A 23368-nucleotide genomic window follows, 5' to 3' on the forward strand; every position below is an offset into this window, starting at 1 on the left:
TTAAAGTTAAATAAATTACTAACAACGAAGTAGGTGACTCTCTCTGAAAAAGACAGTAACATTTGCAGCCCTTTTCTTTCTCCTCATTTTGGCCATTCTGTTTTCCTCCTTCTGGATTCCGCGTGCGCACCCCCCTTCCTCAAAGAACCCGCCCAGAGCCAACCCGGTACCCTCTCAACCCAAGGTTGTTACAATAGCGGCATTTGGCGATGTAATGATGCATATGCCGCAAATAAAAGCGGGCAAAACCGCGGCAGGGGGATACGACTTCCGACCCTTTTTCAAGGATATCAAGCCTTACCTCTCCGTCGCCGACCTGACCATCGGCAATCTGGAAATGACTTTGGCCGGCAAACGATTGCCTTTCAGCGGCTTCCCCCGATTCAACGCGCCTGATGAAATCTTGACAGCCCTCACTGACGCCGGCGTAGACCTTTTGAGTACAACCAACAATCATGCGATGGACACCGGCGAAAAAGGGGTGATACGAACTTACCAACAAGTGCGGAAGGCAGGCATGCAGCCGATCGGCACAGCCCCGTCGGCAAAGGACAGAAAGCCGGTGTTGGTGCGCAAAAACGGCTTAACCCTGGCTTTTCTCGCTTACACCGAATCGACCAATGGCCTGCCCGTCCCCAAAGAAAAACCTTATCTGGTCAACCGGCTAAACCTTACGCAGGTTGCCAAAGATATTACTGACGCGAAAAAGCAGGGGGCACACACGGTCATCGTGTCTCTTCACTTCGGGGTGGAATACCAACGCCAACCAAACCCCAAGCAGATCAGTATCGCCCGACAGATCTTGAACAGCGGGGCGGACGTAATATTGGGCAACCATCCCCATGTGGTGCAACATGCCGAAAAAGTAAACATCAATGGCCAGGACAAGCTGATCATTTATTCGATGGGTAACTTCATCTCCAACCAGCAAAAACGGTACACTGACGAGGGGATCATTTGGTATTTTGATGTGGTGCAACACCCGGACACCAAGCAGATCACATTGGACAACATCGCGTATTTGCCGACTTTGACCCACCGCTATATTGGTCAAAAAGGCTTACAATATACTGTGCTTCCACTCACGGAACGATTGCCGGAGCGACTGCCGCCATATCCTGGCATCACCAAAGCGAAATGGCAAAGCGTATGGCAACACACCACTTCCTTAATCAACGCGAAAGGAACCTTTCCCGTATATTGCCCATGACCCCCATTATATGGGCAAAGCCCTAACGCGCTTCACTTCATTCGCGTTCCCAGTCGTTTTTAAATTAATCTAACAGCTTAAGCACTTTCTTCATATGAAAGTGCTTTTTTTCATCCCGCCATCCCTGTGCTTCCGGCATTTGTAGTTCATACACCACATTAGCCAGGCAACCTTTTCCAAACGTTCGGTTTTATTGTCGCCCAGTTCACAAAAAAATTAAGATATAATAAATTGATGTATCCAATCTAAAAGAAAGGTGGCTCCCCATGAACATCCAGGTCCGTCCTTACACGCTCGCCGATTTTCCGCAACTGCTGGAGATCCAAAAAGAGTCCTTCCCGCCTCCATTCCCTGAGGATCTCCTGTGGAACCGCGATCAGATCTCGGCCCATGTCCACACATTTCCCGAAGGGGCCCTTCTGGCTGAAGTGGATGGGGTAGCGGCCGGTTCGGCGACCGCTTTGATTGTCCACTACACAGGCAAGCCCCACACGTGGGCAGAGGTATCTGACAACGGGTATATCAAAGGAACCCATGTCCAAGACGGGGACAGTCTATACGGCATCGATGTTTGCGTGCGGCCACAATTCCGCGGTCAAGGCATAGCGCAAGCACTATATCAAGCGCGCAAAGAGCTGGTGGTGCGCTTAGGCTTGACGCGGCTGATCGCCGGATGCCGAATCCCAGGCTATCACCGCTATCAGCAGGCGCTGTCGGTTGATGCATACGTGAGGAAAGTGAAACAAAACGAAATAAGAGATAGCGTACTTAGCTTTATGCTCAGTCAGGGACTTGAACCTTTGCAAATTTTGGAACATTACCTGGATGATGAGGAGTCTTGCCATTTTGCCGTCTTGGTGGAATGGAAAAATCCATACAAAAAAGAGGGATGAACAATGAAACCACTGCGCATCGGCATTGTGCAATACGAGCTGGCACCCTTAAAGTCGGAAGTGGACTTTTGGAATGGCATCCGGCGCGATGCGAACCAAGCGAAAGCTGACGGGGTACAATTGCTGATTTATCCAGAATACTTAACCGCCCACCTCTTGGCCTTGAGCGAGCCGCTCGCCCACGATGAAGCGGCTCCTTACCTTGATCAGTTCACCGATCAATACATCCACTTTTTCAGCGATTTAAGTCACGACACTGGCATTATCATCCTGGCGGGGACGCACATCCACCGCGTTGGCAACGGCTATGTAAATGAAGCCTATCTCTTTTTCCCGGACGGTAGAATCGAGACCCAGCAGAAGCTCCATTTGACACCTGAGGAACGCAATTGCTGGCATCTGACCCCAGGCAACCGCCTTAATATCATTGAGACAGCTTTCGGACGAGTGGCTATTCTCGTCTGTTATGACATCGAATTCCCGGAACTTTCCCGCATCGTGGCTGAACAGGAAGTGGCGCTCATCCTCAATCCCATTTATACCGATCAAGCATCCGGTTACTATCGCGTCCGCCACTGCGCCCAAGCGCGGGCGATCGAGAACCAACGCTTTGTCGCCTTGAGCGGAATGGTTGGAAGCTTGCCGTACATTCCGCAGATCGATGCAGGTTACGCCAAAAGCGGCTGTTTCTCACCTTGCGACTTTCCATTCCCGGCTAATGGCGTACTGTGTATCACAGATCGCATGCAAAAAGATCTGGTCATTGTCGATCTCGATCTTACCCAACTGAAGCGCAACTGGGAAGAAGGGCAAGTCTCTCCTTATCGGGATCGGAAGCCTGAGTTATACCAACAGTTGGCCGGCCAACTATCTCAATAAACATAATCAACGAAAGGCACGATCATTATCAGGGATCGTGCCTTATGCTATATGCAAATAAAAAGCCTCCCCCAGATTATTGGAGAAGTGCTTTTTCTCACGCTTTCTTATTCTCTCCTCCTTTGTTGGCGTTTTTCTAGCTACGGGATTGATCGCCCACATCTCACGGCTTAAGGCAGGATCAAGTTTGCCTTCCCTAATTTGTTTTAGTCGGTGTTTTTTCGCTTTGCTTCTGGCCATCGTTCGTTTCTCTCCCTTTTTGTTTCCTATGGTGTATCAACTGGTGATCCCATTCCAATAGCCATGTTATAACTGTTTTGGAACCGGGTTAATCATGCATTCGCCCCACTCAGGTGACTGATCACAAAAACATCATCAAGGCAAGCCCAACAAAAGCCATCGAGATCGTCAGCGAGCAACCCTAAGCCCTCTTCTGAAATTTAGCGCCTCCAAAACCATTTTCTCATTCGTTTCACGCTTCCCCAACTTTATGATCTCGATAAATGAACAAGTCAAATCACCCTATCATTCTCCTTCTTCTTCGATCTCATCCAAGACACGATCAGCCAGTGTGGTGACAACATTTCTATCAACCATGCCGGCCACCGGGTGCGCCGCGTTCGCCGCTCCAGCCGCCACCGCTGTGGCCAGCGCACGTTTTGCAATAGAACCGTTGGCCAGACTCCACACAAGTCCCCCCAAAAATGCATCGCCTGAGCCGACGGGATTCACCACATCGACTCGCGGTGCAGGCACATGGTAATAGATCGATCGGTGATAAGCGACAGCCCCCTGGTCACCCAGCGTAATAATGGGAAAGTCGATTCCTTTTAAGACTAAGTCAGCCAATGGTTTGCGCCAGTGTTGGAGGATTGGCGCCGTCGGTTGCTCCCCGGCATCCGCTTTCGTCAAAGCCGCGAACTCATACTGGTTCGGTGTTATGATGCTGGGCTGACAAGCGATGGCGTCCGCCAAGGCCGTACCACTGGTATCAACAACCACACGCGCGCCCCGCTGACGGACAAAGCGAAGCAAGCTACGCCATTCCTCCATCGTAAGACCTGGCGGCAAGCTCCCGGAAAACACGACGATCATACCTGGAGTGATCAGAGATTGGAGACGCCTTTTTAACCGCTCCATTAGGCCAGCTGTCACATGTAAGCCCGGCTCCAAAATCTCTGTCGCCTTCAGGTAGCTTTCATCAATGATGGATAAGCAGATGCGCGACTCTCCCTCCGGGACTTCGCAAAATACAGCGTCTATTCCCTCTCCCCGCAATTTTCTGATGATGGTTTGCCCATTGTCCCCGCCCACAAACCCGGTCGCCGTCACTGTCCCTCCCAAACGGTGAATGGTCCGGGCTACATTAATGCCTTTTCCTCCCGCCTGGGTATACTTTTGCCGCACTCGGTGTACTTCCCCAGCTTGAAAATTATCCACTACATACGTGATGTCCAAAGCGGCATTTAATGTCACTGTCAAAATCCGGCTCATATCCCCCTCCTCATCTGCCTTACAAATCGAGCGCGAGGCATTGACGGAAAAATATGACAACCAATTCAGAGATAGCACCCATTTATATCGTCACAACTTTTTAATGCGCCCCTTGAACCGTTCGATAAACCGCGCATTGGCCTCATCTCCGCCTGGTGCATTGCCGCTCATCCAAATCGGTGGTGTGATCCCTTTTTGCACCATCTGTCGTACCGCCTCCGCCATCACACAATTTAATAAGTAAGCGTTAGCAAAGGTAGACATGGCGGCGACCGGTTGATCCAGATTTGGAATGTTGATGACCGCATCTCCCACTTCTACCTTGCAGTCTAAAACCACATCAACCAATTCAAACAGATTTTTTTTGCTCGGATGGCGTGCTGGATGGTTCTCCGGTGTGGCAGTGGCATGTTTCACAGAGGTGACGCCGATGGTGGTCACTCCCCGCCGTTTCGCTTCCAGCGCCGCGTCGATCGTCGCCGCGTTGATTCCATACGCGTTGACGATGATAAGTAAATCACCCGCTTGCAGATTGTAATCGTCGATGACAATCGTCCCGTATCCCGGAGTGCGTTCGATGGCCATCGAGCGCAAGGCGCCTCCGCTCAAAAGGGTTCCTTCATCAAGGATGGCACTAACATGCATCAGCCCCCCGGCCCGGAAAAAGACTTCCTGCGCCCCCAGATTGGAATGACCCCCTGGGCCATACACATAAACGATCTTATCTTGGCTGACATGGTCGGCAATCAGGCGCGCCGCTCGATTGACCGCGTCCGCTTCCTCACGCAGTGATTCCAAGTGAGCGACGATCTTCCGCAAATACTGTTCCATGATGGTCTCAGCCATCGGCACCGCCCCCTTGCATATGGGTGTCTGCTTCATACAGAATCGCCCCTTGTTTGATCGTGCGGAGTATCCGCACCTCCTCATCCTCCGGTTCAAACACGACCAAATCAGCCGGCGCACCGACAGCCAATCCCCGCCGCGCCGACAATCCCAAGTAAGCGGCAGGTCTTATCGATGCCATGTCCCATGCATCTTGCAATCCGCACAGTTGTTTCTTAAATAAGTTCCATACGCCCTGCCGCAAGGTCTGGACAGAACCGGCCAACAGCTGCGGCCTACCTTTCAGATGGAGTTTGCCCTGCGGTGTCAACACCACACGGCCGCCGATATGTGTCTCATACTCCCCCGGCTCACGCCCGCCCAGCTGCACCACATCACTGACCAGCATGGCTTTGTCCCGCTTCACGCGCATAATCACTTTGATGACCGAATCAGGCAAGTGAAACCCGTCACCAATCATACACGCCCACAAGTCCGGCTCGGCTAGCTGATCCCAAATGTAATTGGGATGCCTGGGGAGCATCGGATGTGCACCGTTGCCGAGATGAGTAGACAGGGTTGCTCCAGCCCGCACCGCTAATGCAAGTTGCTCAGTATTGGCCGCAGTGTGACCGATGGCCACTTTCACCCCGTGTCGGACACAGGTTTCTATAAATTCGTGTGCGCCTGGCCACTCCGGCGATAAGGTCACTAAGCGGATTCGTCCGTCCGCCGCCTTTTGCCATCGCTCAAACAGTTCCCAATTCGGAGCTTTAACAAAGGCGGGATCATGAGCTCCTCGCGGGCCGTCCTGCGGTGAGATAAACGGGCCTTCCAAATGGATTCCCGGTATCACACGGTCAAGTGCAGGAGACTGCCGGATCGCTTCAGCAACGGCCCGTACCGCTTCTTCAATTCCTTCGTCATGGTTGGTGATAACGGTTGGCAAATAAGCAGTCACCCCTTCCCGCCACAACATGTGAGTCAGGGCGATGACCAAATCGGGGGAAAAAGGCGGTGTATTCAAGTCCTTCCCACCGAATCCGTTCACCTGCAAGTCCACCAGTCCGGGAGCTAGCCACGGCAAACCCGATCGATTCTGAATACGGCGGATATGGCTGATAATTCCCCTCTCGATTTCCACCGCAATCGAACATCCCGTCCGATAATCCACTCCCTCGATGTGTCGGATCTCAGTCCTCTGCATATTCGCTCACCCCGTATGCAACCGTGTCCAGAAACAATACCCCATCTTGGTGCCTGCGCAGGATCGACGCAGGGCAGTCCTCAGACACGGGACCTGTAAGAGCTCTGCGCACCGCCTCGCGCTTTGTCGGACCTGGTACGACGCCAATCAGGTGATCAGCGGACATCAGTGCTGGCACAGTCAGAGTCAGCGCAGTCTTGGGAACGGATGCAAGATCAGGGAAACACCCGTCGTTTACCTGTTGTTGCCTGCATTTTTCGTCCAAGCAAACTGCTTTGATAACAGCGGGGTCATTAAAATCAGCCACGCCAGGATCATTAAATGCGATATGTCCATTCTCGCCAATCCCCAGGCACACAATGTCGATCGGCGCTTCGCTCAACAACTGGGCGTACCTGGTACACTCCCGCTCTGGATCACCGTCTGGCCGGATCAGTTGCACTTGCCCCGGGTGGACGTGGCGAAACAAATGTTCTTGCAGATAATAGGAAAATCGCTGAGGTGAGTCCTCTGGTAACCCGATATATTCATCCATATGAAACGCCTCAACACATGACCAATCCACTCCTTCTGCGTGACAAAGATGCATGAGTAGTTCATTTTGCGACGGTGCAGCCGCAAACACCATACGAACCTTTCCCTTACGTGCTTGCACTTCCTTCATCTTGTTCACAACCTCGGCCGCGGCCGCCGCACCCATGGCATCTCGGCTCTTATAGACGCGAATCCGCAAATGGTCCACAGTGGTTTGCACGACCGGTTGCCATCTGGCATCCATGCCCCTCCCCCTTTCCCGCAATTGGACGCGGTGCTTACGTCGACGAATCGCTGGCTTCCCCTTTGCTTTGTTGCGCCAGCAGGATTTTTCTCTTGGCCGCTTGTTTGACCGCTTCCCGCGCTGTAAGGAAATAGCGGCGGGGGTCGGCCTCATTCGGATGTGCAAGCAAGTAGTCTCGCAATGCTTCGGCAAACGGCAATTTCAGCTCAGTAGAAATATTCACCTTGCTGACACCACATTGCACCGACCGCCGCACCCCATCATCCGGCACACCTGACGCTCCATGCATGACCAGCGGGATGGCGACGCGCCGAGAGATCGCTTGCAACCTGGCGAAATCCAGTTGAGGCTCGCCTTTGTAAACGCCATGCGCCGTGCCGAACGCCGGAGCCAAAAAATCAATTCCGGTTCGGGCAACAAACTCTTCCGCCAAAGCGGGGTCCGTATAAGTGGCTTCCGCTTCACCGACAGAACCTACCTCCTCGGCTCCGCCAATGGTACCCAACTCCGCTTCCACGGGCACGCCAACGGCATGGGCGATCTCCACAACCCGTTTGACCAGCGCCACATTCTCTTGAAATGGAAGATGAGAGCCATCAATCATCAATGACGTATATCCAGCACGCAAGCATCGGACTACCGTCTCCACGCTGTCTCCGTGATCCAAGTGCAACGCAATCGGTACCTTGGCAGACTGTGCGGCCACCTTTGCCATCGACACCATATAATCCAGCCCAACATAGTGAATCGTCCGTGGGGTTGTCTGGAAAATGACAGGGGCCTCCAGTTCTTCCGCCGCTTCGGTCACAGCCTTCATAACCTCCAAATTATGGATGGCAAATCCCACAACAGCGTAATGATGGCGATATGCATCTTCCAGCATGGCTTTTGAAGTTACCAATGGCATGGCGACATCCCCTCCTCATCCATTCCGCCCATTGCCTCAACTGACTGGAAAAGCAGTTGTCTTGCACCCCTGCCAAGCGAATAGATAACAAGACCTACTCATCCAGCACAACCACTTGCTCCAGATTACGCGGTGAGTCGGGATTTAAGCCCATCTTCAACGTACGGTAATAAGCAAACAGTTGCAAAAATGGCAAATACAACAGACTCCGGCTGAGATCGCCCAAACCGCTGTCCAATGCAATTTTCACGTTGCAATGGAAATCATCCAATCCATCGCCCAACACCACCGCGTCAGCTCCAAACTTCCGCATATCATCCACCAACGCTCGCTCATATGAGCGAATCGCCCCATTACTCAACAGAAGAACCCGACATTGCCCGTCCAGTACCGAAATCGGGCCGTGGCGAAATTCAAGCGGGTTAAACGCTTCAGCGTACAGTTGCGTCATCTCCTTTAACTTCAACATCCCTTCATAGGCCAAACCCAGATATGCACCAAGACCCAGATAAATAAAATGACCATACGCTTCATCCGCCGCCACTGATTCTGCGGTTGGTTCGACACGGGCGATAACCGACGCACCGATGTCGGGCAAGCATGACAATTCCGTCAAAAAACCTTCGTCCGCAGACAGGATACCCGCAAGCAACTGTGAAACAAGCAACAGATTTGTAAATGAGCCAGTCATGACCACACTTTTCTCCTGGGAGTGAGGCAAGCTGATCACTTCATCTGCTATGCGGGCTAACTCACTATCTGGTCGGGTGGTAATCCCGAGGCAATGTGCCAGTTTGTTTTGCTGGGCAAAGGCAACTGCTCGAACAACCTCCGTGGTGTTTCCCGAACGGGAGGAACCAATCAACACCGTCCGTTTGTTCTTACTAAAAACGGCACCGGGATTGAGGAAAACTTCCGAAGCAGGTACCGCCTTAGCGGAAATTCCCGTTTTTTCCTGAAATGTCGATGCCGCGGTCATCGCAATGTAATAAGACGTTCCGCATCCAGTGAACAATACTTCATCCGGATGGAGGTTGTTAAAGAGTTGTTTCAACTCCGCCGCTTTGGAAAGCACTAATTTGATCGTCTCCCGCCAAGTCTCTGGCTGTTGTTTGATTTCCCGGTAGGTGTGTGTTTGCACCATCCGTCTCCTCCTCTTTTCTCAATTAAGTGATGAGCCGTCACGCCTCCTCCACTTTTTGCTTGGCGTAAAGCGCGCTGCCGATCACCCCCGCATCATCCGGCCAATAGGCCGTGCGTATCGCAAGGCGCGACCAATATCCTTGATAAACGGATCGTTGCAATTCTTCCCGCATCGGCGCAAGCAACCGCTCTCCCGCTTCGGCCACTCCCCCGCCGATCACGACTACGTCCGGACTGAACAGTGTCACGGCGTATGCTAAAGCCCGGCCCAACACCCTGCCGGTGTGATCCAGCACTTCCTGCGCCACCCGGTCACCGGCGTCATACGCTTTGGAGACGTCGGCCGCCGTTAATCCCGACAGATTGGCAGTGGGAAACCAAGTACCTAAAACACTCTGTTCCCCCTGGGCAACAGCTCCGCGCACCTGCCTGACAATGCCCGTGGCCGAAGCGACCGTCTCCAAACACCCCTGCATGCCACAAGCACAAGCAGCCTGTTCCCCCTCCATCCTCATGTGTCCGAGCTCGCCAGCCATAAAACCGCCGCCATAATAGACTTGACCCCGGACGATCACTGCCGCACCTACCCCCGTGCCAAGCGTGATTCCCAGCACATGGTCATATCCCTTGCCGGCACCCGTGATCGCTTCGCCAAACACATACATCCGCACATCATTGTCAGCAAAAACCGGAAGATTCAGTTTTTCGCTCAACTGTTTTGCCACTTCCACACGGTGCCAACCGAGGTTTCCAGCAAATAGGGTAATCCCCTGTTCCGGATCAACGAGTCCGGGACTCCCCACTCCCACGGCCAACACTTGACTGGTATCCGTATTTCGAGATGAAATCAGTGTCCTCACCGTCTGGGCGATCACCTCCAGCACATGATCACTGCCAAGATGGGCTTCGGTTGGCCGCTTGATTTTTTCAAGCAGACGACCTTCACCATCCAACAGCCCACATACGATGTTGGTGCCACCCACATCAATTCCCACCAGATATTTCATGATGATTCGCCCCCGTTTCACGACAATCGCCGCACCATCTGCAAGAAGTGATCACTGCTCGATCAGCCGGTTGATCGCTTCATGGATGGCCGTTTCGATGGTGGCTTTGAACGGAGCAGGCAGACAGAAATAAACGATCGACTCCCGCGCCTCATAACCGCCTTCGACCACCTGGCGTTGCGTGGGCACATATCCGATCATGCCGTTGCTATAAGGCACGGGCAACACAGCCCCCGCAAATCGTTGTTTGATGAACAATCCATATTCGACCACCATCTCCGCATTCATCATCAGCAACGACAGCCCCTCGCACAGCTTCAACCAAGCCATCTCCAACGGGATGGGAGGCAAATGATGCCAAGGTTCATCCCTCGCTAACTCATTCCGGACCAGCAATGATTGGAAAGGCAACGGGACATGCGTCATTCTCCCGATCAAACGACATGGAGCCAATGTTTCCATTGGTTGGTTTAAGACCCGGGTCACTTCCTCCGCGAGCAACTTGCCCAGCTGGTAAACATCCCGCTCACCGCCTCTATAAAACCGCCCCTCTTTGACCAATGCAGGCCGAACATCACCACAACATCCCTGTAAAAATGCGGCCACTGCCCCCGAATCCAAACGGCTTTCAAGCAGTGCCATAGCCGCGCCGGGATACTCGGACGAAACGAGCGGCTCATCCGTGGTCGTGGGGTGGCAAGTATAATGGACGAGCAACGCTTTGGTTTGGTTCGCTTTCGTGCGGAAACGCACCACATGCACTTCCGGATCGACGGGTCCGTCGGGATGGGGCGCCATCTCAATCTTTCCGGCAACCCATTTGCGACGGTGGATACTGAAGCGGCAGGCGCCCTTTCCCCGCTCCACTACCACCGGCTCCACATTGGCAGTAGCCAATGCAATCCCCTGAAGCAGTCTCTCTTCCAACCATGTTAGATACCCTGGATCGGCTTCTCCCAATGCGGGAGAAAAACGGTGGGTTGTCTGTGGTCCCGAATGGGTGTGTGTCGCATGCAGGATGAAAAACGGCGCCTCGATCCCCCATCTCTTCGCCAAGCGGCGGCGCAAACTCTCAACCAATTCTGGCCCCCACCAGATCAGATCAGCCGACACAAGCAACGCCGACTGTGTTTGCCCGACGTCGTTCCGCTGTTCAAAAAACAACATTCGGGCGTGCAATGGCAAAGATACACCACGACATTTCCCTACCCGCCCTTCAAATCCCGCCAATGGCACCGGCCAAGTCGGGGTGATGTCAACCTTGGCCGTTCCCAATGCCAATGCCGGTGTCATGTGTCATCCCCCAAGTGTATTTCCTTACCCGATGCATTGGACTGGTAAATTGCCTCAATCAACCGTACAGCATCTCTTCCTTCACGGGCAGCAACAGCAGGGGACCTTCCTTCAGCCAATGCGTTCACAAAGTCGGTTAGTTGCAATTGATGATATTCAGATGGGATGGCACGTGGATCAGTGACACCCGCTCCGTCGCCACGTCCCCCGTCAAGTTGCGGCCGTGGCATGTCGGGAACGCTCCAATGTGTGATCGCCATCCCTTCCAATTTGATGGTGCCGCTTTCCCCATAAAAAGAGAGAGTGGGTGCAAAGCCCGGCCGAATACTGGTGGAAGAGAGAAGTGTGCCAAATGCTCCATTGGCAAACGTGAGTACAGCCAAGCCCATATCCTCTGCCTCCATACGGTGCGTCTGGGTGGCTGTTTTGCCGAAAACCGACCGAACCGGGCCAGCCAACCATAACATCAAATCGATGGAATGAATGCCCTGGTTCATCAGCGCCCCGCCGTCTTCGGCCAACGTCCCCCGCCACTTTGCACTGTCATAATACGCTTGTGGGCGATAAAATGGACAGGCCACTTCCACCATCAGCAATTTACCGATCCCCCCGCTGTCCAAGACGCGTTTGACCAATTGGTGTTGCGGTTCAAAGCGACGTTGTGACACCACCGTCAAATAAAGACCGTTTGCTTCTGCCGCTTGGATCAGGCGATCCGCCTCCACCGCGCTCATCGCAAGCGGTTTTTCTACCACCACATGTTTTCCCGCCTGTAGCGCCTCCAAGCCGATGGCGCCGTGGCTACCACTGCTGGTCGTCACGCAAACGATGTCCACTTCCTTATTGCGCAACAATGTACGGTAATCCGTTGTCCATTTGCATCCTTCACGCTCACCGACAGCACGTGCTTTCCGCTCATCCCGGCTGGCGACTGCTACCAGCCGGGTCCCTTTTATCTTGCGGATCGCTTGCAGGTGGAACTCGGCGATCGCCCCGCAACCAATCAAGGCAAACCCCCAGGTTTTCACAACCACTCCGCCTCCTTCAGGAGCTTTTGCAACCCTCTTAACGACTGTTGCGTGCCATCTTTTGCGGTTCCGCCCGGCGGAATGTAGTGCGTCTCAATGGTGTAGTATCCTTTGTACCCATCGGCTTCTAGCGCTTGCAACTGTTCTAGCATGCGCACTCGGCCAAGGCCAATCGGCACACATTGCGGTTTACCGTGGTCGTCGACCAACGCGTCTTTCAAATGCACATGGCCAAGCCAATCCTTCACCCATCTGTACCCTTCCGGAAAAGCAGGGCGACCCCCGTACTCTTCATTGCCGGGATCCCACAGCACCCGGAGGGCAGGAGAATCGACTTCTTCTACAAGACTGGCTACTTCTTCGGCATATCCACCATTGCAAGACGGTTCATTTTCCAGCAAAAGCAACATCCGTTCTTGTTCCGCTATTGCGGCTGCCTGTCGCAAATGACCGACAATCTCCGCTTGATACCGCCGTGGTTCCCGTTCCCGCCAGAACGAAAACAGGCGGATATTTCTCGTTTGCAACATGTTGGCTATCTGGATCGTGCGGTGCAACATAGCGAAGTGTGTAGCTATATCCTCTTCAGGTTGGCCGAACCTGTCCCCAGAAGCCACCGGGCGTGACGGATCAAGGGCGCATTTGAACAACGGGGAAGCGATTGTCGACACAAACAAGCCACGCTTCACCACCGCTTCGTACACCCACGCGATCTCGTGATCGGTCAAATGTACAACATTTTTTCCGTTCACCATACGGATTTCCACATGCGACAACCCCTGGTCTGCGGCCCAATCCAACGCTTCAGTCAAGTCACTCGACACTTCGTCGGTCACCACACCCAACCGTTTGAGCATGCACGCCACCCCCTTTCTCTCATCATGTTTTTTGGAAATGCGCAGTCACTTTGCGGATACCTTGGATAATGTCCTCAATATCCTGCTCATTGAAAAACTCGCTCACCCCAATGCGCACCGCTGTCTGCAAGATTTGTTCCGCTGTCGGACACAAGCCTCGCGGATAAGTAACATCCGACAAGTCAAATGGGAAATGGCTGTTCAAATACGCTTGCCGCTTTTGAAAGAGCGGTTGCAAATATACGACTTCCGGAATATATCCCGGTTGGTTGGGAATGCCCTCAGCCGCCAGCGCTTCGGAAAATTCCGCACGACTGCATGTGAGCGCATCCAAATCAAGGCGAAACATGTAAAACCAATAAGAGCATGTTCCTCCTTCATACACCTGATGCGGCTGAATACCTGGGAGTCCGCTGATGCCTTCCGTGATGCGATCCCCGTAACGTCTCCTTGTTTCACAAATCTGCCGCAGTTTTTTCAATTGGGCTACGCCGACCGCACCTTGTAGTTCGGTCATCCGATAGTTGGGAGCCAAATAAGAAAGTTCCCGTCGCACTTGCCCCTGCAACCGCTGATAATTCTTATCGGCAAAAGCATGAACCAGGCGATACTCCTCTTCGTCCCCCGAATTGACTGTTACGATTCCGCCATCCCCGGTGGAGATGTGCTTAAAGTCATTGGTACTGAAACAACCATAGTCGCCAATCGTACCGACCAATCGACCTTTGTATCGGCACAGGTAGCCTTGGGCACAATCTTCAATCACCTTCAGATCATGCCTGCGGGCGATGGACATGATCGCATCCATGTCGCAGGGATTCCCCGCCAGATGCACGACCAGGATAGCCTTGGTTCGCGGGGTGATGCGGGACTCGACCGACGCAGGATCCATGTTGTAAGTATGGGGATGCAAGTCGGCAAAAACGGGAATTGCATTTTGATAAAGGATGCCGATCAAGGTGCCTTGGTCGGTGATCGGGCTGGTGATCACTTCATCACCCACCGTCACCCCGGCCGCCCCCAAAGCGACATGAATGGCGGCCGTGCCGGAAGAAACGGCTACACTGTAATCCACACCATATAGATCATTGAAATCCCGCAAAAATTGTTTCACTTTTTTTCCATGATGGTAAAAAAGCGTATTTTGCTCCAGCGCTTCCAACAATTCTCTTGCCTCTTCCTCGCCAAAGCGTTTCCCCGTGCCAAACGGCGTCGTTTTCACTTTCGGTCCACCATGAATCGCCAACCGACGTTCATCCATGCCGCATCCCTCCCGCCCATTTTCCTTGCTTACCCCCGCGATCCTCCTCGGCTTTGTTCACTGACACTACCTTTTTGATACAGGAAACCCCAAACGGACGTGCCATCGTTTCTGCTGACAGGTGGCGCTGGCCCCGTGGAATCGGCACCCACACGACCAAATCAGCCACGTCTTTGCCACTGGTCAGCTGTACCGTTCCATCCTCGTTCATTCCTACGACGCGCACAGTGCGACGAGTCCGCTCCCATTCACTGATCTGTTTGCCGGTCCAGAAGACGAATCCCCGACGTTTGGCTTCATGCACGACATTTCGCAACGCCTTACGCACCGAGGGTTGATTGTGGATGTGAACCTGGTGAAACAGAAAATGGGCCACCCCTCGCACCTGGCGAACCCGTTCAAGAAACGGGACAGTCACACTCATGTCAGCTAACCGGGGATGATTCAAGTCCTGAGTCAAAAAACCGACTTCCAACACATCATATAGACGGTTTTTCTCATCCGCCCATGAGATCGGAAAGTAAGGGTGGCATGTGCCAAACAAAAAGCCGACATTTCCTTTTTTGCTCGGCCCCCTCGTTTGGTCTGACGCTATGCCGTGGGTTTCACACCACCGAAACAATTCGCCCCAGCCTTCAAATCGAGTATAGTGATTTTTGTTGGAATGGATTTCTGTCAAGCCAGTTGCCTTTTTTAGCCACTGCAATTGGCGCTGGAATTCCGCTTCCCCCCACTTTCCCCGGTCATGCTCCACTGCATTGTAATGGAAAGCCAACTCATGTCCCTCGGCCAATACCCGTGGATAAATGTGAGAGTCATATCCCGGTTCCATCATGCACCAAGTAGCTTTGACACCGTGTTCCCGCAACACCGCCAGCGTCGTTTCGGCCGATTCATTCACATTCAAATCGCTGTCGAGAGAAATCATAGCCACTTGCTCTATGCCTGCGGGCCAATAGCCAACAAAAGGCAACGTCAATCCCCTGTCGACCACCCTGTTTAGCAGATGGCCAATCAACACTTCTCGCCACCAATCAGCATAAGGATGTGCAAAATAGGGGGTAGCGGTCTCCGTTGTCAAGCGATCCAATTCCCAATCCATCGCCATGCCATCGTCTGCTTTCAATATGCCATCATCAATGGAACCAGTGCCATCCAGCGCCGGAATCCCATCTTCTATCACCGGCTCGGCACCTTGCTGCAAACCGACGACGGTTTCCGCTATATCAACCGCCCAGCGATCAATGATCCCTTTTCCCACATCGAATTGAAGCAAAGCAGAACCAAGGCTGGCTCCCTGCGGATGCTCCGAGTGAATCTGGCCAATCGCGCTATAAGGAGGCCCGTCTTCCGACATCGCGATCCAGGGAGTAGCCCGCAAGTACCTGAGCGGATGCGATACGCCAACGTGCATAGGCAACCACGCATACCCTTTGCCAACGGAGCCCCTGTCGGCAAATCCGAGCCGACCCGCCAAAGAGGACAGCCCCCCATAGGCAATCACGATCCCCCCTTGCTCCGCAAAGCGCCAAATCGGCGTTACCGCCTTCTCCTCTTTTCGGTCTAACGCCACCAACAACACATCAAATGCCCGCTCTGTCAACTGCTCGACATCATCAATCCATTCAAACGGAATGCCGGCATGGGACAATATTTCGCCAAGATAGACTTGAAACACATTTAATCCATTGTCCCATCTTCTAAGAGCTGCTTTCCGATCCAACAACACACCCACTCGGGCCATCTTCATCGCCAAATCCACCTTCTCATTCCATTTGGAAAAGTCGCTCAAATCCGCCATCAGACATAATTTAATCCACCGGCATAGGGAAACGGAATCGGAAACAATTCTTTCAAAACAGAGAACGAACCCTGAAGGTGATTCGTGTGAGGGGCCGGATCAAACAGCAACGACACAAACGCCTGTGCATCCAAGATGACCATCTCCCCATCAAGACGCAGTTCCGCGCGGCCATTTGGCAAAGCCCGCACTTCCAAACCGGTGCCCAGGCGCTGGTGTTTCTCCTGCAGATATGGGCGCAGTTGCTGCATCAGCCTTTCCGGATGGACGATGCGCACGGTTCCCAGATTTTGCTCAGCACATTGTTCCGCAGGCGCCAAGGCTTGTGCCAACTCCGTCTCATGCCATAAAACCGGAGCGTCCAAGCGCTCAAGCCGATAACGCTTAACAGCATGCGCCAACGCAAGCGCGACCAAGTGCGGTTCCCCTGCCCATTCGATGGCCAGGGCAGGCGTTGCCGCTCCCTCGTCCGCAGGCACAGCCACTACCGCAAAGGCTTTAACCTGCCCTTCGACTTCAGCAATCAACACGCGGTGACGCAAGTTCATGCAACTGGCATTCGCTTCTGCCTGCATCAGGGCGGCTATATCCCAAACACTCTGTTCAAATCTGACTTCTCTCTTCCGCGCCAATTCCGTCACCTTAAACCAATCCGTCGGCTCTAACTCCCTCAGATGCACCTCCGCATCCGCCGAGACGTTCCGGCCAATCTCCGATGCTGAATCCGATCCGATCATGAAACGGGTAGCCGTGCCAAATCGGAAACAATCTATCCGCTCATACAACGGCCCATAGCCGGACACCAGCAATAAAGAAGCTTCCGCTTCGTCGATATGAGCCAAGATGCGCCGCAGAATCATTCCGGCAATCCCTTTTCCGCGATAGTCAGGATGAGTGCAAACCGAACCGACCGAAAACACATTCAACCGGGCGCTACCGATGCGCACAATGCTCGGCACCAAGCCTACAAATGAAACAAGCCCGCCATCCGCGAACGCGCCGTATGACTGGCCCAGACTAGATGAAAATACATGGGGAAAAGCCTGCGCCATTGAAGGCTGGCTAGACGTGCGAAACGTTTCGTCAGAAAGCCGAACAGCTGTCTTTAATTCATCAGCATGCAACAAACGGACATCGACCATGGGCATGCTCCCCTTTCTCACAATTCGAGAATCAATCGATCATAGTCAGCTGGATTTAAACTGTATAGTTCGGCGCGCCTCTTTTTCGCTTCGGGACAGAACTCGCTTGCATCCTGAAACAGAAACACCCTGTTCAATGCTCGCTCCACCTGATCCGACTGCCCCGACTCCTTTAACAGCTGCATCAATTCATAATCCCGGATTCCCCGTTGCAACCATTTGTATCGAAGCGACAACAACGGTTTTCCGGTAGCCCCCGGATAAACAAAATTCATGTCTCCCGCTTTCCAAACCGGCGCCCGATATGACAACTTTTCCAAGGGGCGCTCCGGCCAAACCGTGTAATTCCAACGCAAAAAGCCGTCCAACTTCCACTTTTCTGCTAGCCATGGAATCAGTCGGCACTCCACCGGCGGCGACCCGATGAACGTGTTGGGAAAGTCGGGGTGACAACAAACATAATACAACAACTTTCCGGGGATTTGCGGTTTTCGTTCCAGCAGCTGCTCATACTCGGCGGCCACACATTGCAAGATGGGAACATAATCATGGATTTCGGAAAGATTGTGGTGGAGAAATGCCGTTTGAGCGATGGCAATCTTATAACGAAAACAGGGAGCGACTTGCCGCAAAGCAGACACTCTCTCTTTAAACACGGCAAACTCTTTTGGCTCATCAGCAAGAACGCGGACGCGGTCAATCCAACCTTTTTCGATGAAATGCGCTTGCAACGCCCGCACGTAGGCGTCGAAATCCTCTCTCCGGCGCATAAAGCGAAATGTACCCGACCCGCTGTCATAATAGCGAATGCGGACACCATCGGGATGATCCGCGATGACAGACCCATAACCCGCCTCGGGGTCCTGCCAGATGTTCAACAATCCGAATAATTCGATCTCCTCTGCAATCCCATATCGTTCCGCCAGAGCTACATAGCGGTCCATGGCAGAAAAATCATATACAAACTGGCCGTTCCCGCGCCGAGTGACCCGAACCATGCTGTATTCGAACAAATCGGCAGGTTCCGGATCACGATGACTGTGTTGTCCCGACCACGGAATTTCCGACACCACCACGGACACCGCTTTTTGCCCCAATTGCGCCAAACTGTGCAGATAACGGTCAAGAATTGCAAAATGTTCGTCAGACCACAGACGGACGTCGTACTTTCTGGCGATGTTGGAGTTGTGCTGCCACAAATCGAGATAAAACCGGTATTGCGATGGTTCCGGCAACAAGTAATCTTTGATGGTAAGGGAAAACGGGCACTCACCCAACAGCCGCTCATCTTCAAACAACGTGCGAGCATATATTCGCACCATGCCGCTATACACACCTGGCTGGCTGGCATCGGTCGTTTCGCACTCCACCCACACTTGTTGCAAATGCCGACGTTCTACAAACACCGTACTTTGCTCCAGCAACACGTCCGATTTCAAACACCCATCATCATCCTCAATCAATCCGATCAAACGGACTTCCGTCCGCACCGGCGCATCCGTGTCAATTTCCAACCGCACAATGGTGAGCGGACCGCCTTTCCAAAACAGGGGATCGGTGCTTGTAGTGAGCAGAAATGCTTCATCTGCGGCAATGAGCACTTGGAAAGCAGCGCTATCTCTCCGACAACAGGCGAGATCCAGACGTTTAGTGGCCGTCACCTGCCGCACTTCCTCCCAAGTGAGTGATCCCTTTACATATTTGTGAAACATCGTGGCCAAACCGAAATGCAACGCGATCCCTCCAGACTGCAAGCGCTAAGATGGGGTTATAACGCAACGGTTTCTCCGGTCAGGCGGCTTTCATTCACCGCCTCGATGAAGCGGATGATTTGCCGTGTTTCCCGGAAATCAACAGGTGGTTTCCCTGTGGTGAACATCTCCATGATATGCGTGAGCAGACTGGCATAGTACGGTTTGGCGCTGGCGTTCACATCCACGGCGCGCGTGCCTCCACATCGATGGATTAAAGCGCCGAACCCATTGTTTCCCTTGCGGTTGCCGCGAACAACGCCGATACGTCCATCTTCCCATATCCCTACCGCCACATCCTGTTCATCGTTGCCTGCCGCAGTGACGCGGACACATCCTTTGCCCAGGATGGCAAACAGCATTTCCACGGTGTGAATCCCATACCAGAACCAGCCGGGTTGCGTCGGTTCAAGCGGCATGGGGCCGTAACAATCCACTCCGTAAACATCACCTGGTTCCGTTTCAGCTAGCGCCGTTGTCAGCGCTTCCGCGTATCGGAGCGCGGAGCAACTCAATACCGGCACCTGATATCGGTCGGCGAGAGCAAAGATTTTATCCGCATCGGTACTGGTGAGCGCCAATGGTTTATCGATGAACACCGGTTTGCCGTAGGGAGCAATTTTTTTAAATTGTTCCAAATGCACCCTCCCATCAACCGATTCCAACAAGATGGCATCGACTTGTTCGGCGACGGTTTCAGGCGTGCTGACAATGGCAACTCCATATTGATCGGCCAGCTGACGCGTATATTCTTCCACACGTGTTCGACTCAGATCAAAGTCAGGGGACCCACCAGGATATGCCGCAACGACCCGCCCACCAGGCACATGATGTGGCTCTTTTGGATCATGCAACAATTTCGTAAACGCCGTCACATGCGACGTATCCAAACCGATGATGCCCAATCTCAATGTACTCAAGGTTTTCACCTCTTCCGTCACGAATTGCTCCCTTCTTGATCCTCCGGCCAGCCAATAGGCAAAAAAGCGTTGGTCAGCGCCGACTCTCTCGCCCTCAAGCACATCAACGCACTTAGCAATCCGGCTTCCATCGGCGCAATCGACTTCGCCTCCCCTTTCATCACCGCGATGAAATTGCGGGCGAGCACTGCGTCTCCACCGAAGTGGCCCGCCTCTTCAGTCATTTCGTATGTCTCAACCACAGGTGAATGATGCATGTAAACTTTGACTGTATTTGTGTAGAAGTCGAACTCCAACGTTCCTTTGTAGCCCAGTAAGCGGGCTCCCCGGCTTCCAGCCTTCCCTCTGGCGAAGAAATTTTGTGAATAAGAGACGTGCATCCCGGTCTCATACCGGATCAACGCGCTTCCTGCATCTTCATTCCCCGTATCCACCGCAAAGCAACAGTATTCACCGGCTGGTGTTTCATGGGGCAATCTGCGAATATTTACTGTGCTATCAGGACATGCATGCCGCTCATCACAATCAACGCATTTGAGCCCGGCCGGCTTATTCCCTTTGAACACCTGCTTGGACGTCATCGCGCAAATCAGCGTCGGCTGCATCCCCAACAGATAATTGATGTAATCAAAATCGTGCGTCGCTTTTTGCAAAAACAATCCGCCCGTTTCCTTTTCATCGCGGTACCAGTGATGATAATACACGCCGCCGTAGGGCACATTGTTAACAGCTTGCACATGCTCCACCGTACCGATCTTTCCCGAATCGATAATCTCTTTGACCAATGTCACCAATGGCGCCGCCCGAAGTGGGAAGGATACCACCACTTCGGTTCCGGTCGCCTCATATTTCTGTTTGAGTCGAAGCAATGCGTGCTCATCTGTAGCCACCGGCTTCTCCAAAAACAGGGGAATCCCCCTCGGCAAGACTTTGATGGCCATGTCCGCATGTAGTGAACATCGGGTGCCGATCAATATGCCATGCAATTCGGCCCCCTGCACCATTGCTTCCGGACTGTCATAAAAAACGATCTCTGTCGCTTCCTCTCCCAACTCCTGCTTAATAACATTGTTTTGCAAATCATTGATGGCCACCACCCGACAATCCGGATCGATTCGGCGCATTTCCGCCACCATGTGCCGAATCCGCCGTCCATACCCGATAACACCCAACCGCACCGCAGTTCCCCCCTATCCTTTAATGGCCCCTTGCATGCCGGAAACGAAATAACGTTGCATCATCAGATAGAAAACGATGATCGGCAACAGGGAGACCACCGTGCCAGCAGCCATGACTCGCACATCATCGCCAAAGGTGCCCGACAAATACGCAAGCCCCAGCGCCAAGGGATACAAGTCATCATTCTTTAACACGATTAACGGCCAGATGAAGGAATTCCACACGGATATGAACGAAAATACGCTTAACGCCGCCAGTGTCGGTTTCGTCAATGGCAACATGATGCTCCACCACATCCTAAACGGGCCACATCCGTCCAAAATGGCCGCTTCCTCCAGCTCTTTCGGAATGCTGAGATACGCTTGCCGCATCAAAAAGATGGAAAATCCGCCCACCAATCCGGGAATGATCAATCCCCACCACGAATCGATGAGCCCCAGTTTTTGCGTAATGATAAATAACGGCACCAGTTTGCCTTCTTCCGGAAAAAACATGGTACCGATAATTGCATAAAAAATCAGATCTCGGCCCGGAAATGTCATCCTCGCCAACGGATACGCGGTCAATGAGGTTAAAAACAGGTGGGCAGGCACCATCACCACGATCAGGATGAAAGAATTCAACAAATATTTCGGGAATGGGATTACCGTCAGAGCCTCCACAAACTGATCCCATACCGGCGGTTTCGGGATCAAGTCAGGCGGAAATGTGAATACATCCTGTGCATTCGATTTGAACGCTGTCGACAGCAGCCACAAAAAGGGACCGACAAACAAGAGTGCGATCAAAAGAAGCAACAGATACATCAACGCTTTGCGCGCGATGGCAATCCCCATGCGCTTGCGCTCCGCATTCATCCTACCCGCCCCCCGTTGGACAACTTGAAATTAATGATCGTCAAGACCATCAAAATGAGCCAGAGCACCATCCCCATCGCCGTCGCATACCCCATATCCAGCTCCACAAATGCTTTTTGATAAATGTACAGCGGCAATGTCAACGTGCTGTCAAATGGTCCGCCACCCGTCATGATATAAATGCTGGTAAACATCTGTACGCTAGCCAACGTGGATAAGACAAGGATCACGGCAATGGTCGGTCGTAGTTGCGGCAAATAGACATGCCACAATACCCTTACTCTGCCGGCACCATCCATCTTGGCGGCCTCCACCAACTCCTGTGAAATCGTCTGCAATCCGGCGAGATAGATCACCATGTAAAAACCAAGCGATTTCCAAACTTCCAACACAGCGACGGCAGGGAGGGCAGTGTCGGGGTTTAGAAGCCAGTTGACGGCCTCTTTTTGGAGGCCGATTCCCTGCAAAACAGCGTTAAGCAAGCCGGCGGGATGGTATAAATATTTCCATACGATGGCCACCGCCACCATCGAGGTGACCACAGGCAAATAATAGACCACTCGAAACAATTGGATGCCTCGCAGTTTCTGATTGACCAATATCGCGAGGAATAAAGGCACCGTTAACAGTAAAGGAACGATGATAAGGAAATATGTCAACGAATTGCTGACCGCGATCCAAAACTTCGTATCTTGCATCAATGCCCGATAATTCTCCCATCCCACCCATTCGGCGGGAGACAGGATGTGGTACTCAGTGAATGAATAATAAAACGCACTGAAAATAGGTAAATAGTCAAAGGTGAAGAACAATAGCAACGCCGGAAGTAAAAACAGATAAGGGAGTAAGGGAATGTTCCGCCTCTTTTTTTTAGATGCGCGATATTCGGCGGTTGGTACGGTTTCATTGCCCAAATCGCATCTCTCCCCATTGAAG

General features: G+C 52.8%; 22 protein-coding genes. 3 read left to right on the plus strand and 19 right to left on the minus strand.

Features of this window, described 5'->3' with window-relative positions; genetic code table 11:
- The first annotated feature begins 88 nt into the window (after positions 1-88).
- From EDC32_RS06650 to EDC32_RS06660, 3 genes are all read left to right on the plus strand, one after another.
- Positions 89-1210 carry a CapA family protein gene (locus tag EDC32_RS06650; protein WP_259435510.1) on the plus strand — a complete coding sequence of 374 codons (1122 nt, stop codon included), beginning with the start codon at positions 89-91 and terminating at the stop codon, positions 1208-1210.
- A 266-nt stretch (positions 1211-1476) separates the two neighbouring features.
- On the plus strand, positions 1477-2103 hold the full coding sequence (locus EDC32_RS06655; RefSeq protein WP_132220702.1) for a GNAT family N-acetyltransferase: 627 nt from the start codon (positions 1477-1479) through the stop codon (positions 2101-2103).
- 3 nt (positions 2104-2106) lie between these two features.
- The gene (locus EDC32_RS06660) at positions 2107-2982 is read left to right on the plus strand and encodes a carbon-nitrogen hydrolase family protein (RefSeq protein ID WP_132220704.1); all 876 of its coding nucleotides are present in this window, start codon (positions 2107-2109) and stop codon (positions 2980-2982) included.
- 42 nt (positions 2983-3024) lie between these two features.
- On the opposite strand, the gene EDC32_RS06665 is transcribed toward EDC32_RS06660, so the two are convergent.
- The 19 genes from EDC32_RS06665 to EDC32_RS06755 form a co-directional block, all read right to left on the minus strand.
- Positions 3025-3222, minus strand: coding sequence for a uracil phosphoribosyltransferase (locus EDC32_RS06665; protein WP_132220706.1), 198 nt, complete (start codon positions 3220-3222; stop codon positions 3025-3027).
- A 285-nt stretch (positions 3223-3507) separates the two neighbouring features.
- Positions 3508-4476, minus strand: a complete 969-nt coding sequence (locus EDC32_RS06670; protein ID WP_132220708.1) for a 1-phosphofructokinase family hexose kinase — start codon at positions 4474-4476, stop codon at positions 3508-3510.
- A gap of 90 nt (positions 4477-4566) precedes the next feature.
- Complete coding sequence (locus tag EDC32_RS06675; protein ID WP_132220710.1) at positions 4567-5322, minus strand: sugar isomerase domain-containing protein; 756 nt, start codon at positions 5320-5322, stop codon at positions 4567-4569.
- Positions 5315-6508, minus strand: a complete 1194-nt coding sequence (locus EDC32_RS06680; RefSeq protein WP_132220712.1) for an N-acetylglucosamine-6-phosphate deacetylase — start codon at positions 6506-6508, stop codon at positions 5315-5317. The genes EDC32_RS06675 and EDC32_RS06680 overlap by 8 nt, the downstream gene beginning before the upstream one ends.
- The gene (locus tag EDC32_RS06685) at positions 6495-7286 is read right to left on the minus strand and encodes a glucosamine-6-phosphate deaminase (RefSeq protein ID WP_132220714.1); all 792 of its coding nucleotides are present in this window, start codon (positions 7284-7286) and stop codon (positions 6495-6497) included. Before EDC32_RS06685 ends, EDC32_RS06680 begins: the two co-directional genes overlap by 14 nt.
- Before the next feature lie 34 nt (positions 7287-7320).
- The gene (locus EDC32_RS06690; RefSeq protein WP_132220716.1) at positions 7321-8193 is read right to left on the minus strand and encodes a class II fructose-bisphosphate aldolase; all 873 of its coding nucleotides are present in this window, start codon (positions 8191-8193) and stop codon (positions 7321-7323) included.
- A gap of 94 nt (positions 8194-8287) precedes the next feature.
- Positions 8288-9337 (minus strand): SIS domain-containing protein, encoded by a 1050-nt coding sequence (locus EDC32_RS06695; RefSeq protein ID WP_132220718.1) that lies wholly within the window; start codon positions 9335-9337, stop codon positions 8288-8290.
- 37 nt (positions 9338-9374) lie between these two features.
- Positions 9375-10343 carry an ROK family protein gene (locus EDC32_RS06700; protein ID WP_132220720.1) on the minus strand — a complete coding sequence of 323 codons (969 nt, stop codon included), beginning with the start codon at positions 10341-10343 and terminating at the stop codon, positions 9375-9377.
- Positions 10344-10394: 51 nt separating this feature from the next.
- Complete coding sequence (locus tag EDC32_RS06705) at positions 10395-11636, minus strand: neutral/alkaline non-lysosomal ceramidase N-terminal domain-containing protein (RefSeq protein ID WP_132220722.1); 1242 nt, start codon at positions 11634-11636, stop codon at positions 10395-10397.
- Positions 11633-12664, minus strand: a complete 1032-nt coding sequence (locus EDC32_RS06710) for a Gfo/Idh/MocA family protein (RefSeq protein ID WP_132220724.1) — start codon at positions 12662-12664, stop codon at positions 11633-11635. Before EDC32_RS06710 ends, EDC32_RS06705 begins: the two co-directional genes overlap by 4 nt.
- Complete coding sequence (locus tag EDC32_RS06715; RefSeq protein WP_132220726.1) at positions 12661-13521, minus strand: sugar phosphate isomerase/epimerase family protein; 861 nt, start codon at positions 13519-13521, stop codon at positions 12661-12663. Before EDC32_RS06715 ends, EDC32_RS06710 begins: the two co-directional genes overlap by 4 nt.
- 22 nt (positions 13522-13543) lie before the next feature.
- Positions 13544-14782: a DegT/DnrJ/EryC1/StrS family aminotransferase gene (locus tag EDC32_RS06720; protein ID WP_132220728.1), complete on the minus strand. Its 1239-nt coding sequence runs from the start codon at positions 14780-14782 to the stop codon at positions 13544-13546.
- Positions 14775-16532 carry a polysaccharide deacetylase family protein gene (locus tag EDC32_RS06725; RefSeq protein ID WP_132220730.1) on the minus strand — a complete coding sequence of 586 codons (1758 nt, stop codon included), beginning with the start codon at positions 16530-16532 and terminating at the stop codon, positions 14775-14777. The genes EDC32_RS06720 and EDC32_RS06725 overlap by 8 nt, the downstream gene beginning before the upstream one ends.
- A 50-nt stretch (positions 16533-16582) precedes the next feature.
- Entirely contained in the window at positions 16583-17725 is a 1143-nt protein-coding gene (locus tag EDC32_RS06730) for a GNAT family N-acetyltransferase (protein ID WP_158283259.1), read from the minus strand.
- Between the two features lie 17 nt (positions 17726-17742).
- The gene (locus EDC32_RS06735) at positions 17743-19458 is read right to left on the minus strand and encodes a DUF4091 domain-containing protein (RefSeq protein WP_132220734.1); all 1716 of its coding nucleotides are present in this window, start codon (positions 19456-19458) and stop codon (positions 17743-17745) included.
- A gap of 35 nt (positions 19459-19493) precedes the next feature.
- On the minus strand, positions 19494-20396 hold the full coding sequence (locus EDC32_RS06740) for a Gfo/Idh/MocA family protein (RefSeq protein ID WP_246026862.1): 903 nt from the start codon (positions 20394-20396) through the stop codon (positions 19494-19496).
- A gap of 17 nt (positions 20397-20413) precedes the next feature.
- The gene (locus EDC32_RS06745) at positions 20414-21574 is read right to left on the minus strand and encodes a Gfo/Idh/MocA family protein (protein WP_132220736.1); all 1161 of its coding nucleotides are present in this window, start codon (positions 21572-21574) and stop codon (positions 20414-20416) included.
- A gap of 12 nt (positions 21575-21586) precedes the next feature.
- Entirely contained in the window at positions 21587-22432 is an 846-nt protein-coding gene (locus EDC32_RS06750) for a carbohydrate ABC transporter permease (protein WP_132220738.1), read from the minus strand.
- Positions 22429-23346, minus strand: a complete 918-nt coding sequence (locus tag EDC32_RS06755; RefSeq protein WP_158283260.1) for a carbohydrate ABC transporter permease — start codon at positions 23344-23346, stop codon at positions 22429-22431. Before EDC32_RS06755 ends, EDC32_RS06750 begins: the two co-directional genes overlap by 4 nt.
- Between the last annotated feature and the right edge of the window lie 22 nt (positions 23347-23368).

The organism is Laceyella sacchari, from assembly GCF_004343255.1.
Lineage (GTDB): Bacteria > Bacillota > Bacilli > Thermoactinomycetales > Thermoactinomycetaceae > Laceyella > Laceyella sacchari.